At 61.1% G+C, this 12,633-nt stretch carries 17 protein-coding genes; 10 read left to right on the top strand and 7 right to left on the bottom strand.

Features of this window, described 5'->3' with window-relative positions; all coding sequences use genetic code 11:
• Nucleotides 1-168: 168 nt before the first annotated feature.
• Nucleotides 169-684, top strand: coding sequence for a CreA family protein (locus tag HP556_RS04860; RefSeq protein ID WP_120292570.1), 516 nt, complete (start codon nucleotides 169-171; stop codon nucleotides 682-684).
• A gap of 36 nt (nucleotides 685-720) precedes the next feature.
• On the opposite strand, the gene HP556_RS04855 is transcribed toward HP556_RS04860, so the two are convergent.
• Nucleotides 721-966 (bottom strand): hypothetical protein, encoded by a 246-nt coding sequence (locus tag HP556_RS04855; protein WP_120292395.1) that lies wholly within the window; start codon nucleotides 964-966, stop codon nucleotides 721-723.
• A 333-nt stretch (nucleotides 967-1,299) separates the two neighbouring features.
• Between HP556_RS04855 and HP556_RS04850 the strand changes: the two genes are divergently transcribed.
• From HP556_RS04850 to HP556_RS04835, 4 genes are all read left to right on the top strand, one after another.
• Nucleotides 1,300-1,461, top strand: coding sequence for a hypothetical protein (locus HP556_RS04850; protein ID WP_175366113.1), 162 nt, complete (start codon nucleotides 1,300-1,302; stop codon nucleotides 1,459-1,461).
• A gap of 47 nt (nucleotides 1,462-1,508) precedes the next feature.
• The gene (locus HP556_RS04845) at nucleotides 1,509-1,895 is read left to right on the top strand and encodes a hypothetical protein (protein ID WP_120292397.1); all 387 of its coding nucleotides are present in this window, start codon (nucleotides 1,509-1,511) and stop codon (nucleotides 1,893-1,895) included.
• Nucleotides 1,896-2,070: 175 nt separating this feature from the next.
• The gene (locus HP556_RS04840; RefSeq protein ID WP_120292399.1) at nucleotides 2,071-2,520 is read left to right on the top strand and encodes a nuclear transport factor 2 family protein; all 450 of its coding nucleotides are present in this window, start codon (nucleotides 2,071-2,073) and stop codon (nucleotides 2,518-2,520) included.
• The gene (locus HP556_RS04835; RefSeq protein WP_244558278.1) at nucleotides 2,520-3,356 is read left to right on the top strand and encodes an SDR family NAD(P)-dependent oxidoreductase; all 837 of its coding nucleotides are present in this window, start codon (nucleotides 2,520-2,522) and stop codon (nucleotides 3,354-3,356) included. The genes HP556_RS04840 and HP556_RS04835 overlap by 1 nt, the downstream gene beginning before the upstream one ends.
• A gap of 15 nt (nucleotides 3,357-3,371) precedes the next feature.
• Here HP556_RS04835 and HP556_RS04830 read toward each other — a convergent pair whose 3' ends face one another.
• From HP556_RS04830 to pdxR, 3 genes are all read right to left on the bottom strand, one after another.
• On the bottom strand, nucleotides 3,372-3,617 hold the full coding sequence (locus HP556_RS04830) for a DUF6719 family protein (protein WP_089263984.1): 246 nt from the start codon (nucleotides 3,615-3,617) through the stop codon (nucleotides 3,372-3,374).
• A 13-nt stretch (nucleotides 3,618-3,630) separates the two neighbouring features.
• Entirely contained in the window at nucleotides 3,631-3,783 is a 153-nt protein-coding gene (locus tag HP556_RS04825) for a hypothetical protein (RefSeq protein ID WP_165826841.1), read from the bottom strand.
• Between the two features lie 121 nt (nucleotides 3,784-3,904).
• Nucleotides 3,905-5,398, bottom strand: a complete 1,494-nt coding sequence (pdxR, locus tag HP556_RS04820; RefSeq protein WP_175366112.1) for a MocR-like pyridoxine biosynthesis transcription factor PdxR — start codon at nucleotides 5,396-5,398, stop codon at nucleotides 3,905-3,907.
• 118 nt (nucleotides 5,399-5,516) lie between these two features.
• On the opposite strand from pdxR, the gene HP556_RS04815 reads away from it, so the two are divergent.
• Nucleotides 5,517-6,224, top strand: coding sequence for a pyridoxamine 5'-phosphate oxidase family protein (locus HP556_RS04815; protein ID WP_175366232.1), 708 nt, complete (start codon nucleotides 5,517-5,519; stop codon nucleotides 6,222-6,224).
• Nucleotides 6,225-6,265: 41 nt separating this feature from the next.
• Here HP556_RS04815 and HP556_RS04810 read toward each other — a convergent pair whose 3' ends face one another.
• A complete protein-coding gene (locus HP556_RS04810; RefSeq protein WP_175366231.1) occupies nucleotides 6,266-7,048 on the bottom strand; it encodes a cobalamin-binding protein in 783 nt (260 codons plus the stop codon).
• A gap of 113 nt (nucleotides 7,049-7,161) precedes the next feature.
• Between HP556_RS04810 and HP556_RS04805 the strand changes: the two genes are divergently transcribed.
• Both HP556_RS04805 and HP556_RS04800 read left to right on the top strand, forming a co-directional pair.
• Nucleotides 7,162-7,560 carry a PaaI family thioesterase gene (locus tag HP556_RS04805; RefSeq protein WP_175366111.1) on the top strand — a complete coding sequence of 133 codons (399 nt, stop codon included), beginning with the start codon at nucleotides 7,162-7,164 and terminating at the stop codon, nucleotides 7,558-7,560.
• A 172-nt stretch (nucleotides 7,561-7,732) separates the two neighbouring features.
• Nucleotides 7,733-8,365: a GNAT family N-acetyltransferase gene (locus HP556_RS04800; RefSeq protein ID WP_175366110.1), complete on the top strand. Its 633-nt coding sequence runs from the start codon at nucleotides 7,733-7,735 to the stop codon at nucleotides 8,363-8,365.
• A gap of 89 nt (nucleotides 8,366-8,454) precedes the next feature.
• Here HP556_RS04800 and HP556_RS04795 read toward each other — a convergent pair whose 3' ends face one another.
• A complete protein-coding gene (locus tag HP556_RS04795) occupies nucleotides 8,455-8,754 on the bottom strand; it encodes a hypothetical protein (RefSeq protein WP_089263988.1) in 300 nt (99 codons plus the stop codon).
• Nucleotides 8,755-8,880: 126 nt separating this feature from the next.
• Nucleotides 8,881-9,564, bottom strand: coding sequence for a DUF2161 domain-containing phosphodiesterase (locus tag HP556_RS04790; RefSeq protein WP_175366109.1), 684 nt, complete (start codon nucleotides 9,562-9,564; stop codon nucleotides 8,881-8,883).
• Nucleotides 9,565-9,692: 128 nt separating this feature from the next.
• Here HP556_RS04790 and HP556_RS04785 point away from each other — a divergent pair, with 128 nt between their 5' ends.
• Both HP556_RS04785 and HP556_RS04780 read left to right on the top strand, forming a co-directional pair.
• The gene (locus HP556_RS04785) at nucleotides 9,693-10,172 is read left to right on the top strand and encodes an MgtC/SapB family protein (RefSeq protein WP_244628541.1); all 480 of its coding nucleotides are present in this window, start codon (nucleotides 9,693-9,695) and stop codon (nucleotides 10,170-10,172) included.
• Between the two features lie 264 nt (nucleotides 10,173-10,436).
• Nucleotides 10,437-12,542 carry a DEAD/DEAH box helicase gene (locus HP556_RS04780; RefSeq protein WP_093758332.1) on the top strand — a complete coding sequence of 702 codons (2,106 nt, stop codon included), beginning with the start codon at nucleotides 10,437-10,439 and terminating at the stop codon, nucleotides 12,540-12,542.
• The last annotated feature ends 91 nt before the right edge of the window (nucleotides 12,543-12,633 follow it).

The raw sequence follows: 12,633 nt of genomic DNA, 5'->3' as shown, positions 1-12,633 counted from the left end.
GCATGAGTGATCTGGCTACCGCTGAGTCGGGATCAGCCTAGCAAAAAAGCCTCACATTGAATTAACAGAGGGGCATCCTGGCTTCCGAATCCGGTTGGAATGCCTACATATTCTGGATCGGTCACGGAGAGTTGCATGACGTTTAATGGATCTGGCGGGCTCACCAAGATGTTGCGGCGCGGCGTCCTGGCGCTTTCGGCATTCGCGGCGTTGGCAATTGTCCCGGCGCAGGCTGCGGATGAACCGGATCTGATCTTCCGGCGCTCGACCGTGTTCAAATGGCTCAGCCCGAACGACAAGCTGGCGACCTATGGCGTCGACGACCCCGAAGTCGACGGCGTCGCCTGCCACTTCACGGTGCCTGAAAAGGGCGGCTTCAAGGGCTGGCTCGGTCTGGCCGAAGAAGTTTCGGACATCTCGCTCGCGTGCCGGCAGATCGGTCCCATCACGTTCAAGGCCAAGAGCGATCAGGGCGAGGACATGTTCCGGCAGCGCCGCAGTCTTTTTTTCAAGAAAATGCAAATCGTCCGGGGCTGCGACGCCAAGCGAAACGTGCTGGTTTACATGGTCTATTCGGACCGGATCATCGAGGGTTCGCCGAAGAACTCGACGTCATCAGTTCCGATCATGCCCTGGGGGCAGTCAGACGTTGCCGTCCAGAAATGCGGCGACTTCATCAAATAAGCGATCTATCGGCCGCTAGAACTTAGCCGTGCTTCGCTATTCAGCGGAGTGGGTGACGACGCGTTTCGTGCGCAAGCGGTCCCATGACTGCTGCGGCTGCGGGTCACGATAGCCCACGAGCTGGACTAGCTGCTGCGGATAGCACTCGTTGCCGTGCGAGCCGTAGCCCTGCTGCGACATGGCGCCTTGGCATTTGGCGCGCGCGTGTACCGTGGAGATCAGTGGCCGTCCGGGGGCGCTGATCGGGGTATCCTTGCCAACGTCGTTGTTGCCAGTTCCCACGACTGCATTCCTTCTCTTCCAAGTGAACAGAAACGCGCAGTCGCCTGAAAAGGTTGCATACGCTCTCCTGAAGTCGCTTTAGCCGCGTTTAGGTTCAGTTTTGTTAAGGGCGTGCGACAGCCAGACGAACTTTCGAGACATCCTTTCCAAGGCGTTCTTTTCGAGCCGTTCGCATAGTAACCGCCCGGATTGTGTCGTCGGATGGGCGCGACGAAACAATTGAGCAGGCAGACGAAACCATTTTCCTCTTGGGTCGCAGACGTGCCGAAACCGCCATTGGTTATCCATTTGCCAACGACGCGGCGGGAAGCGCTGCCGAACTGGAGACGTCAGATGCGCACCATCAGCTTCATCCTCGCTTTCGCCTTCATCCTGGCCGGCCCGTCGATGGCCGGTTCCACCGATGGTAACCTACCCGGTATCGGTACGTTCGCCTTTACCGGTTCGCCCGCGATCAGTGCTGCTGCGCCGATGGTTGTGGCCTACGTACGCTGATTTCGATCGCGGGTAGACAACCGAGAAACAACAAGAAAAGTTTTGAAATGACCCGACCACGTGTTCTGACCGCCATTGTTGTCGCTGCCACCCTTGCAAGTTCCATCACGGGAAGTGCAGCGCAGGCGCAGATCTGGTCGTGGCGGAAATTGCCGGACCAGCGCGGCGAATTCGTCCGCCTGTGCTCGCCGCATATGGTCGGGCGATGGGCGCATCCAGAAGAAGTGTGCGGCTGCCTGCATGACCATGCTGTAGCAACGGTGGAAGACGTCGATTTGCGCGAGGCACTGCTGCGGGGCATTAGCGAGCGCGGCGTGCCTACCATCGAGAAGGACTGGATCCCGGCATCCAAGCAGTCGATGATCAGCGCGACCTTCACGCAGATCGCGAAGCCGACCCTGCAATGCATGTATGATCCGGCGCCGCTGGATTGAACCACTCAGTTAGTTCGCGTGATCTTTTTGCGCCGCGTCGTCGCGCCAAAATGATAGCGGATTTCTGTCTTTCCCTCTCGTCATCCCGTTACTGCCGATGATAGCGTTTTGCTACACCACCGTTAGGTGGGTGGATTCGCTACTAATTGAATTGGTGGGAACCGAGGGATTTTTTATGCGATTTGTTTCGATCGGCTTGACGTGTGTCTCGATATTTCTGACCGGCGCGGCGTTAGCTGCAGATGCCAGCACCCAGGAAGCCAACAAGAAAGCCGTCGTTGAATTCTATGAGAAGGGCCTCAACCAAAAGGACTTCGAGGCGGCATCCAAATATTTCGGTCCGCGTTATGTTCAGCACAATCCCAACGCGGCTGATGGTGTCGAGGGCTTCAAAGGCTTTATCGGTTTCCTGCGGGAGAAATTCCCGGACTCGCATAGCGAGATCAAGCAGGCCTTCGCCGACGGCGACTATGTGATCCTGCATGTGCATGCCGTGCGCGAAAAGGGCACGCGCGGTAACGCGATCATCGACATCTTCAAGCTTGAGAACGGCAAGATCGTCGAACATTGGGATGCCGTTCAGCCGATCCCGGAAAAATCCGCTAACACCAACGGCATGTTCTGATGGATATGGCGCAGCCCCAGCGTGACGATCGATTGAAAGGCAAGGTCGCCATTATCACCGGTGCGGGTTCCCGCGGCGATGGCATTGGCAACGGACGTGCCGCAGCGGTGTTGTTGGCGCGGCATGGCGCGCGCGTCGCGTTGGTCGACACCGACGTAGACGCTGCCGAAGAAACCGCGCGATTGATCGCTGTGGAGGGCGGCATCACGCAGATCTATGACGGCGATGTCAGTGATCGCGCGTCATGCGAGGCGATCGTCGAACGCACCGTCGAAGGCTTTGGCCGTCTTGATATCCTCGTCAACAATGTTGGCCTCACCGGGCCGCGCGGCGACGCCATCGAGGTCGACGACCGCGCCTGGGACGGCGCCATGCGTATCAACGTTGCCTCAATGATGCTGATGGCGAAGTATGCGATTCCGGAAATGATGAAATCCGGCGGCGGCTCGATCATCAACCTGACGTCGATCGCCGGCCTGCGTGGTGGCCATCCGAGCTTGTTGTATCCAACGTCGAAATCGGCGGTGATCGGCCTCACCAGAGCGATGGCGGCACATCACGGCCGCGACGGCATTCGCGTCAACTGCATCGCTCCCGGCACGGTCTATACGCCGATGGTGGCGTCGCGTGGCATGAGTGATGAGATGCGCAAGGCGCGCGCAGCGGGCACACTGCTGGGCACCGAAGGGACCGGCTGGGATATCGGCTATGGTGTTCTGTTTCTTGCCAGCGACGAGGCCCGCTGGATCACAGGGATTACGCTAGCGATCGATGGCGGTGCGAGTGTGGGCCAGACCGGTTCACCGGTGCCGCCAAGCGAGCCGCTGCGACATTGATGAGCATGTCTTGGACTAGCGCGTCTTGGTGCCCGCGCGGGGAACGCATTTGCGAACACGCGTCACACCGGACGTGGTCAGCGTCGTGCCGGACACTTCCTTGATCTGGCCGGTGGGGCAAGAGCCGTCATCGACCAGAATGCGCTGGCCGAGGCGGACATCAACAATGTCCTGTTCGCGGTTGACCTGATCGATCGCAAGCGCCGGCGTCGCTAACGCAAGCGAAGCCAGAATTCCTGATAGCCAAATTGCCGAGCGCATTGTGCGACCTTTATTACTTGTTCTGGATCTTGAGGCCGTCGGGGCCGACATTGATCTGCAGCCCGCTGGGTTCTTTCTTGGTCTGGTAGAGATTGTAGCCGAGCACGCCGATGCCGACGATCAGCGCGCCGATGATCAGGTAGAGCACGTTGCGATTGCCGGACATGAGGTCTCCGTTGGGGGCAGATCTGCCTGCTGGGCATTTTGTCTGCCTGGATTGTAGGGATGCGCATCCGATTCTAGAAGCGCAGCGGTTGCCGGCATTGAGTGCCAGCCAGCCTCAAGTTTTAGCCCCCCACGCGGGTTCCACGCGTCTTTGCTGCAGGCTTGCGGTGGGCGCGCAAACTCGCCGCTGAGGCTTTCGCCAGTTTTTCCGCCGATGCGACAAGTTGACGAATGGGATGGCCGGCGAAGCCGAGCACGAAGCCCGGCGCAGGGCGAGCGCGCAGATAGGTGTCAGCCAGCAACCAGCCCTCGACGCCGGCTGCAGCCTTGGCCTTTGCGGCGATCTCAAGCGACGTCGCGGGCGCGAACTTCGCCACCAGATGCAGGCCCTGTGACGGCACCGGCACGGTCAGTTGCCCGTCCGACGCATCCGTCAACGTCGTCGCCAGAGCGTCGCGCGCCTCGCGATAGATGTTCCGCATCTTGCGCAGGTTGGCCGCGAAGGCGCCGGAGTTCAACATGTCGGCGACGGCGCCTTCCATCAATGTGCCGGGAAAGCGGTCCATCGCCGCGCGCGCCGTCGTGACCGGGCCAATCAGGCGTTCGGGCAGGGCGCAGTAGCCGATGCGCAGACCGGGAAACAGAGTCTTGGCAAACGTGCCCATATAGATCACGCGTTGCAGGTGATCGATGCCGGCGAGCGACAGCAACGGCGCGCCGTCATAGCGAAACTCGCTGTCGTAATCGTCTTCGAATATCCATGCGCCGGCGTCCTTCGCCCAGTCGAGCAATTCAAGACGCCGCGGCATCGCCATTTGCACGCCGAGTGGAAATTGATGCGAGGGCGTGACATAGGCCGCGCGCGCAGATGGCGCCGTGGCACGGCCCCTGGCGACGATCAGGCCGAAGTCATCGACCGGCACCGACACCGGCCGGGCGCCGCAATGTTCGATCGATTTTCGTGCGGCGGGGTAACCGGGGTCCTCGCACCAGATCTGTTCGCCTGGCTTGAGAATGGCTGACAGCACGATGCGCAGCCCGTGCTGTGTGCCCGATGTCAGCATGATCTGATCGGGATCGCAGCGTAGCCCACGCGCCGACAGAAGATGATTGGCGATGGCGGTGCGTAGTTCATGACTGCCGCGGGGATCGCCGTAGTGCAGATGCTCGGCGCCGAAAGCGCGCAGGCGGCGGCCGGCGAAAGCGCGAAAACGGCGCAGCGCCTGTTCGTCGATATGCGTGCAGCCGAGCGCGAGCGTGCCCCGCTGCGGTGCGTCGATGGCGATGGTCTTTGTCGGCTTGCTGCTGCTCCGCGTCGGGATACGCGCGGCGACGAAAGTGCCGGAGCCGACGCGTGCAATGGCAAAGCCATCGGCGATCAGCCGCTCATAGGCATTGGTGACGGCGTTGCGCTGAATGCCGGTTTGCTTGGCGAGAATACGGGACGGCGGCAAAGCTTCGCCGGGCTTGGCGACGCCGCCGGTGATGGCATGGCACAGCGCCTGATAGAGCCGATCCTGCGAGGACGATCCTTCGGTGATATGTGCGCCCGTGAGATCGAGCGGCAGCTCGGGTTTCGGAATTGGCTTCGCCAAATTGGTCGGAATTTTTCGCATGGAATTGGCACTATCGCAGACCAAATGTGGCGGTACAACACATTCGAACACTTCCAATTGACGGGGAATTGCCGTGACCACAGCCGAACTGAAGACCGATGAACCGACGAACGCAGACATCGCGTCATATCCGCTCACGGCGCGCAATCGCGTGAAGCGACGCCATGACCGCGGCTTCTATGACCACGAGACCGTGCATAAAATTCTGGACGCATCGATGATGTGCCATGTGTCCTACGTGATCGACGGGCAGCCCTATTGCACGCCGACCTTCTTCTGGCGCGAAGGCACGAAACTGTACTGGCACGGCAGTAGCGCGAGCCGCATGCTGAAGAACCAGACCGCGCAGCAACGCGTCTGTCTCACGGTGGCCTTTCTCGACAGCCTCGTGCTGGCACGTTGCGGCTTCAATCATTCAGCGGACTACCGTGCGGTGATGGCATTCGGAAACGCTTATCTCGTCACCGATCCCGACGAGAAGGAGCAGGCTGGCATCGCGATGGTCGACCGTTTCTTTCCGGATCGCACCGCCGGTCTGCGCGAGACCACGGCACAAGAGATGAAGGCGACGTCCTTCATCGCCATGGAGATCGAGGAGGCGTCGGCAAAAATTCGCGCCAAGGGCGTGGCTGACGATGACGAGGATTACGAACTGCCGATCTATGCCGAGCGCATTCCGGTGAGGACGGTGATCGGTGCGCCGGAGCCGTGTCCGCGGTTGTTGCCCGGCGTCGAACGGCCTGCATCCTTGCAAGCATATTCGGAAGGCCGGCTGCTCGAAGATGCGCTGACAGATGCCTACTTTCTGCAGTACCCGAAGGGGTAAGGGGCGAGCATCTCAGATGACGGCGTCGGTGCTCGTGCCGGTTACGGCCACAGCGCCGCGACGATCGCGTCGAGTCCGTCCGTCAATGCTGCTGGTCCTGGCTGCAGGATCAGCGGCGATTTGATCTCATAGATGCGATTGTCGCGCACGGCAGGAATCGCGTTCCAGCCCGGTCGCTGCCGGATTTTATCGGGCACGACTTTCTTGCCGCACCACGAGGCGAGGATCACATCGGGGGCCGCGGCAATCACGTCGGCAGGCATGACGATGCGATCCTTCGCTGCCTTCTGATGTCGAAGCTGCGGAAAAGCGTCTTCGCCGCCGGCGATCTCGATCAGTTCGGACACCCAGCCGATCCCGGTAATCAGCGGATCATCCCATTCCTCGAAATAGACGCGCGGCTTGTTCTGCCGCAAGTTTGCTGCATCATTGACGCTGGAAAGTCGCAGCTCAAACTGCGTTGCAAGCTGATTTGCGCGCTCAGCTGCGCCGACCATGGCACCGAGCGTTCGGATCATCGCCAGAATGCCGGCGATGTCGCGCTGGTTGAATACATGAACGGCGATGCCAGCGCGCGTCAGGTCTGCGGCGATTTCAGCCTGCAGATCGGAGAAGCACAGCACCAAGTCAGGATCGAGTGCGAGGATCTTCGGCAGGTCGGCCGAGATGAACGCGGACACCCGCGGCTTTTCGCGCCGGACCTGCGGGGGCCGCACCGCATAGCCGGAGACGCCGACGATGCGATCCTGTTCGCCGAGCAGGTACAGCGTCTCCACGGTCTCTTCCGTAAGGCAGACGATCCGGCGTGGCGGGAAGTGGCGCATGACGTCGATATGCCTGTTAACAAAGAGCTTGTCACGGCAGGGTGTTGTGTCGTGAAATTTCATCAAGCCCGCACGACGATAGGCGAGACAGGTTGCAGGGAGACGATGCCAGCATGACGCCACTCGACAAGATTCACAGCCTCGCGATGCCGTTTTCGGTCTCGATGGGCGTGACCTTTACCGACGCCGACCTGGAACGCGTCGTTGCCACGATGCTGGTGCGCGAGGACCTGTGCACACTCGGCCATACGATCCATGGCGGCGCGGTGATGGCGTTCGCCGACGCGGTGGGTGCGGCGGCGACGGTCATCAATCTGCCGGAGGGCGCCAAGGGAACGACGACCATCGAGAGTAAGACCAATTTCACAGGCGGGGCGAAAGCAGGAAGCACCGTGCGCGCCATCGCAACGCCGGTTCATCGGGGGCGCAGGACGCAGGTTTGGCAGACCCGAATCGAGACCGAGGAGGGCAAGCTGGTGGGCATCGTGACGCAGACCCAACTGGTGCTGTAGAGCGGCGCGTTGCGCCTTTAAGGCTTTGTTAATCCTGGATAATTGCATGGCTCACCTGCGGTGGGCGCTGGCAGGTGCGGCATCAGCGCCCTTGAATTTCATGGTGCGTTGCACAATATAGGGCATCTAGGGAATCGACGCTTTCCTCGAGGGCAACTTGAGGATTTTGACCATGTTAGACGCAGCTACCACCATTGCCATTTCGACACGCGCTCCGGCCCGCGGACATGTACGTGTCCTTGCAGCCCGCGAGCTGCCGCTGTTCCGCGATCATCTCTTGAGATTGGACCGCGAGAGCCGCCGTGATCGTTTCAACGGTTCGCTCGACGACGAATGGGTCGCGCGTTACGCCGAGAAGTCCGTCAATACCGGCACCGTCATTCTCGTTTACTTCGAGGATGGCATTGCGCGCGGCGCCGCCGAATTGCATCAAGCCGACCTGTCGCCGGACTCGCTGCCCGAGATTGCCTTCAGCGTTGAAGCCATCGTGCGTCGCAAGGGCGTTGGCAGCATCCTGTTCACGAAGCTGATCGCCAAGGCGCGGTCGATGGGCTACGCGAGGCTGCGTATCACCACCGGCGCGCAGAATGATGCGATGCGTGCACTGGCCAACAAGTTTGGTGCGCACCTGTCGTTCCGGCACGGCGAATCCACGGGAGTTATAGACCTGCGCGATCCCATGGGCGCTGGTGTCGCGCCGCGGCCCAAGACCTCGGCGCTCGATGTGGCGCGCGCGGTGGCCGACTATAACCGGGCTTATTGGGGTCTGTGGTTGAAGCTCGCCGGCTGGGGCAAATCGTCCTGAGCCAAGAAACTATCGCGACAAAGAAAAAGGCCTCGTGGTGAACGAGGCCTTTTTTGCGACTGCGGAGAGGGCTGTGAGCGCCCTTAAAATCAGATGCGCTTGTCGTTACCGAATTTGCGCGTCACGCGACGTTCCACGACCACCGAACGCTGAGCACCTTGCTCGCCTGCGATAACGCGGGTCACGCGCAGCGTGCCGGTCGAACGATTGGCCTTCTTCACTTCAGCCTGCACGGCGTCGAACGGCATGCCCATCAGCGAGGCGGCGATCTCCGCCTGCTGATCGAGATCCTCGGTGATACCCATCGCGGCGAAGATGGCTTCTTCCAGGGTCGGGGGATCGCGCCGTACGCGCCGCGTTCCATATTTCGTGTTCCAGTCTTCGCTCATCGCTCGCCTCAGTGTTGATTTGCGATACCTAAGCGAGCAGTTGTTGCATTGCAATATGGAATTACCGCGACAAAGCAGCCATGCAAACTTGTTCCCGGAAAACGAGAAAGAGTTTGATCGGTAGCTTTACGACAAAGCGGATGGCGGGGCGGTATCCCGTTGGGGTTGCGGCCAACGTTTCAGCGCCGCGTAACCCGCATCGGTGAGCGCGTAGGTGCCACGCGCCGGACTTTCGAACCAACCATAGACGTTGCGATGCAGGATCTTCTGCGCATCCGGATAATCCGGCGTGAGCTCACGCACCTTGCGCGGACCGACGACAAGCATCGCAGCGCAAGCGAGCGCCTGCTGGCGATACGCCGTCATGATCGGCGCGCGCGTGCTGCCGCCAAGGGCAGGATCGCCTTGACGTTTCTTGTGTTCGGTAATGAGGCGTGAACGCTTCTTCGGATTGCGTCGGGGCGCGACAGTGGCAGGCGCGACGAGAACCTCGACACCGCCGGCTTCCGTAATTCCGAGCATGCCGAAACCGAGTCTGCGGCACAGGTTGCGGTAGCGCGCATCGCTTTCGCGCCCCTTGCCCCGGATGGAGAGCTTGGCGGCGACCCAGACTTCATCACAGGCGCCGGCGCGATCGACAGCCTGCAGGATCAGTTCGAGATTGAAGCTGAGCTTGAGCTCGCCGATCACGACGATTGGCGGATCATCGCCATTCAGCGCCACGAGATCGCAGCCTGATATCTCGCCTTTGACGGTAAAGCCAAGGCCTTCGAGGAAGCGTTTCACCGGGAGGTAGAGCGAGGTTTCCAAATCGAACGTCCAAGTCGAGGTCCATGAGACGATGCGCCGCTGCAACCGCGACTCACTGGTCGAGTTTATCCAGGTTGGCCCGCGGGGACACCCGAGGCGCCTTATCCCTGTGCGATCGGAGACCCGCGGTGAAGACCCTTCTGGAAATGTCGGACAGCTTTCGTCTGTTGCCGCATCTGATCGCCATGTCGATCGCCTATGTTCTGGCGCTGCCCATCGGCTGGAATCGTGAGCGCGCCGAGCGCAGCGCCGGGCTGCGCACCTTTCCGCTGGTCGCGCTCGCCACTTGCGGTATCGTCCAGGCCACTGAGGGGTTTCTGAACGGTCATCCCGAAGGCACAGCGCGCATCATCGAAGGTCTGATGACCGGCATGGGATTTATCGGCGGCGGCGCCATTTTGAAAGACAACGGCTCGGTGCGTGGTACCGCCACTGCAGCCAGTCTGTGGGCAACCGGCGCAACTGGCGCTGCCGTGGGCCTCGGCGCCTATGACGTGGCGGTCGTCATCTCGCTGTTCACCTTCCTGACTCTTTGGCTCCTGGTACCTTTCAAGCAGGAGGGGCCAAAGACGGAAGAGGACGTTGAAAAGCCTCCTAGCGAAATTTGAGCGACAAAATACCGGTGCTGGCGCAATTCTGTGAGGGTTAACCTCATTTCGCCCGATTTCGCCGGTACATGGCAGCAATGATTGGCCTTTTGCTGCGAAGCAGCGTAAAGCTCCGTCGATCCCGATACGCACCGGACTCCTGGACCCGACGTGACCGCCAACTGAAGGGCGGCAGATTCGTTTCCGTTTGGTCCCAAGTATTGATCCCGTGGATCTCAATGAGTCCGACCGCGACGCGGTCCGCTGCAACCAAGGTTTACATCTGTGTCATTTCTTTCGACTGGTCCGTCGCTCGCCCGCGCGTTGGCTGAGCGCAACTACAATGAATCCACGCCCGTCCAGGCCGCCGTCCTCGCTGACGATGCTGTCGGTCGCGATCTTCTCGTGTCTGCGCAGACCGGCTCCGGCAAGACCGTCGCTTATGGTCTGGCGATTGCCGAAAATCTGCTCGAAGGCGCGGAGAAGCTGCCGAAGGCGGGATCGCCGCTGGCGCTGATCGTCGCGCCGACGCGCGAACTCGCACTGCAGGTGCATGGCGAACTGACCTGGCTCTATCAATATGCCGGCGCACGCGTCGTTTCCTGCGTGGGCGGTATGGATCCGCGCAAGGAGCAGCGCGAGTTGGCCGCAGGCGCGCATATCGTCGTCGGTACGCCCGGGCGTCTCTGCGACCATCTGCGTCGCAACCGCCTCGACGTCTCCGAACTGAAGGCCGTGGTACTCGATGAAGCCGACGAAATGCTCGACATGGGCTTTCGCGAGGACATGGAGTTCATTCTCAAGACCACGCCGGCATCCCGTCGTACGCTGCTCTTCTCGGCAACGTTGCCGCGCGGCATCGCCAATCTGGCCAAGCAGTATCAGCAGCAGGCGTTCCGCGTCGAAGTCGCTGGCACCGAAGGTGGCCACTCCGACATCGAATATCGTGCGATCCGGATTTCGCCGAACGACGTCGAACACGCTGTCGTCAACGTGCTCCGCTATTTTGAATCGCCGAGCAGCATCGTGTTCTGCAACACCCGCAATGCGGTGAACCATCTGCAGACCGTTCTGCTGGAGCGCGGCTTCTCGGTCGTCGCTCTGTCGGGCGAACTGTCGCAGAACGAGCGTACTCACGCGCTGCAGGCGCTGCGCGATGGTCGCGCACGGGTTTGCGTCGCCACCGACGTGGCTGCGCGCGGTATCGATTTGCCCAATCTCGGTCTCGTCATTCACTCCGACCTGCCGAACGATCCGGAAGTGATGCAGCATCGCTCGGGTCGTACTGGCCGTGCCGGCCGCAAGGGCGTCAGTGTTCTCTTGGTGCCACCATCGCGCCGTCGCCGCGCCGAGATGCTGCTCAATCTCGCTGGCACGGATGCCGTCTGGGGATCAGCGCCGACCGTCGAGGAAATCCGCGTGCTCGATCAGCAGCGCATGCTGCAGGATACGTTGTTCACTGAAGAGTCCACCGAGGACGATCTGACGCTGGCGCGCGCGATGCTCGCCGAGCGTTCGGCCGAGGAGATCGCAGCGGCGCTGGCGCGGCTGTATCGTTCGCGTCTGCCGTCGCCGGAAGATGTGCAGGATCCCGGCACGTTCCGCGGTCGCGAGGATCGCCCCGGCAGCCGTCGCCGGGACGAAGAAGGCGCTCCGGTCCGCAAGACCCCGAAGAAGAGCGAACCGATGGGCGAGGGCGCCAAGTGGTTCCGCGTCGCCATCGGCCGGCAGAAGAATGCCGAAGCGCGTTGGTTGCTGCCGATGATCTGCCGTCGCGGCGGCATCGAGAAGGCCGATATCGGCGCGATCAAGATCTATGACGGCAATTCGGAATTCGAGATTTCGGCAGCCGCGGCTGAGAAGTTCGCGACCATGATCAAGCGTCCGGACAAGGAAGACAATATCCACATCGAGCCGCTGGCTAACGGTCCGGAAGGCGCGGTCGCATCGAGCCGCACGGCGCCGGAAGATCGCGACTATTCCAACAAGCGCCCGCGCAAGCCCAGCTTCAGATCCGATGGCGACCGTCCGGACTTCAAGGACAAGGGTGCCTATAAGGAGAAGTCCTGGAAGGACAAGCCGAAGAGCGACAAGCCTTACCAGGGCGACAAGCCGCGCTACGAGGGCAAACCGCGTTTCGACGACAAGCCGAAATATGAAGGCAAGCCCAAGTTCGACGGCAAGCCGAAATACGATCCGGTGCGCGCCGACAAGCCGGCTTATGCAAAGCCCCGCAGCGAAGACACGCGTTACGAAGGCAAGCCGAAGTTCGACAAGAAACCACGCGCGGACAAGCCGCCCTACGTCGCCAAGGCCAAGCGCGATGGCGGTGCGCCAGCTGCCAAGCCGGCTTTCGGCAAGAAGAAAAAGATCTGGGGCAACGCCGGGTAGTCTGGGCTCCGACCTCATGGTGAGGAGCGCGCTACTTTAGCGCGCGTCTCGAACCATGAGTTGGTGATATGCAATCATCCTTCGAGACGCG

The sequence above is a fragment of the Tardiphaga robiniae genome, assembly GCF_013359755.1.
Classification (GTDB): Bacteria; Pseudomonadota; Alphaproteobacteria; order Rhizobiales; family Xanthobacteraceae; genus Tardiphaga; species Tardiphaga robiniae.
The sequence above is the reverse complement of the archived record's forward strand: the minus strand, read 5'-3'. Positions and strand labels throughout refer to the sequence as shown.

What these genes read in the sequence shown, in the direction of transcription:
- HP556_RS04860 (WP_120292570.1), top strand. Translation starts at nt 169, where the DNA reads ATGTTGCGGCGCGGCGTCCTGGCGCTTTCGGCATTCGCGGCGTTGGCA.
- HP556_RS04850 (WP_175366113.1), top strand. Translation starts at nt 1,300, where the DNA reads ATGCGCACCATCAGCTTCATCCTCGCTTTCGCCTTCATCCTGGCCGGC.
- HP556_RS04845 (WP_120292397.1), top strand. Translation starts at nt 1,509, where the DNA reads ATGACCCGACCACGTGTTCTGACCGCCATTGTTGTCGCTGCCACCCTT.
- HP556_RS04840 (WP_120292399.1), top strand. Translation starts at nt 2,071, where the DNA reads ATGCGATTTGTTTCGATCGGCTTGACGTGTGTCTCGATATTTCTGACC.
- HP556_RS04835 (WP_244558278.1), top strand. Translation starts at nt 2,520, where the DNA reads ATGGATATGGCGCAGCCCCAGCGTGACGATCGATTGAAAGGCAAGGTC.
- HP556_RS04830 (WP_089263984.1), bottom strand. Translation starts at nt 3,617, where the DNA reads ATGCGCTCGGCAATTTGGCTATCAGGAATTCTGGCTTCGCTTGCGTTA.
- HP556_RS04825 (WP_165826841.1), bottom strand. Translation starts at nt 3,783, where the DNA reads ATGTCCGGCAATCGCAACGTGCTCTACCTGATCATCGGCGCGCTGATC.
- pdxR (WP_175366112.1), bottom strand. Translation starts at nt 5,398, where the DNA reads ATGCGAAAAATTCCGACCAATTTGGCGAAGCCAATTCCGAAACCCGAG.
- HP556_RS04810 (WP_175366231.1), bottom strand. Translation starts at nt 7,048, where the DNA reads ATGCGCCACTTCCCGCCACGCCGGATCGTCTGCCTTACGGAAGAGACC.
- HP556_RS04805 (WP_175366111.1), top strand. Translation starts at nt 7,162, where the DNA reads ATGACGCCACTCGACAAGATTCACAGCCTCGCGATGCCGTTTTCGGTC.
- HP556_RS04800 (WP_175366110.1), top strand. Translation starts at nt 7,733, where the DNA reads ATGTTAGACGCAGCTACCACCATTGCCATTTCGACACGCGCTCCGGCC.
- HP556_RS04795 (WP_089263988.1), bottom strand. Translation starts at nt 8,754, where the DNA reads ATGAGCGAAGACTGGAACACGAAATATGGAACGCGGCGCGTACGGCGC.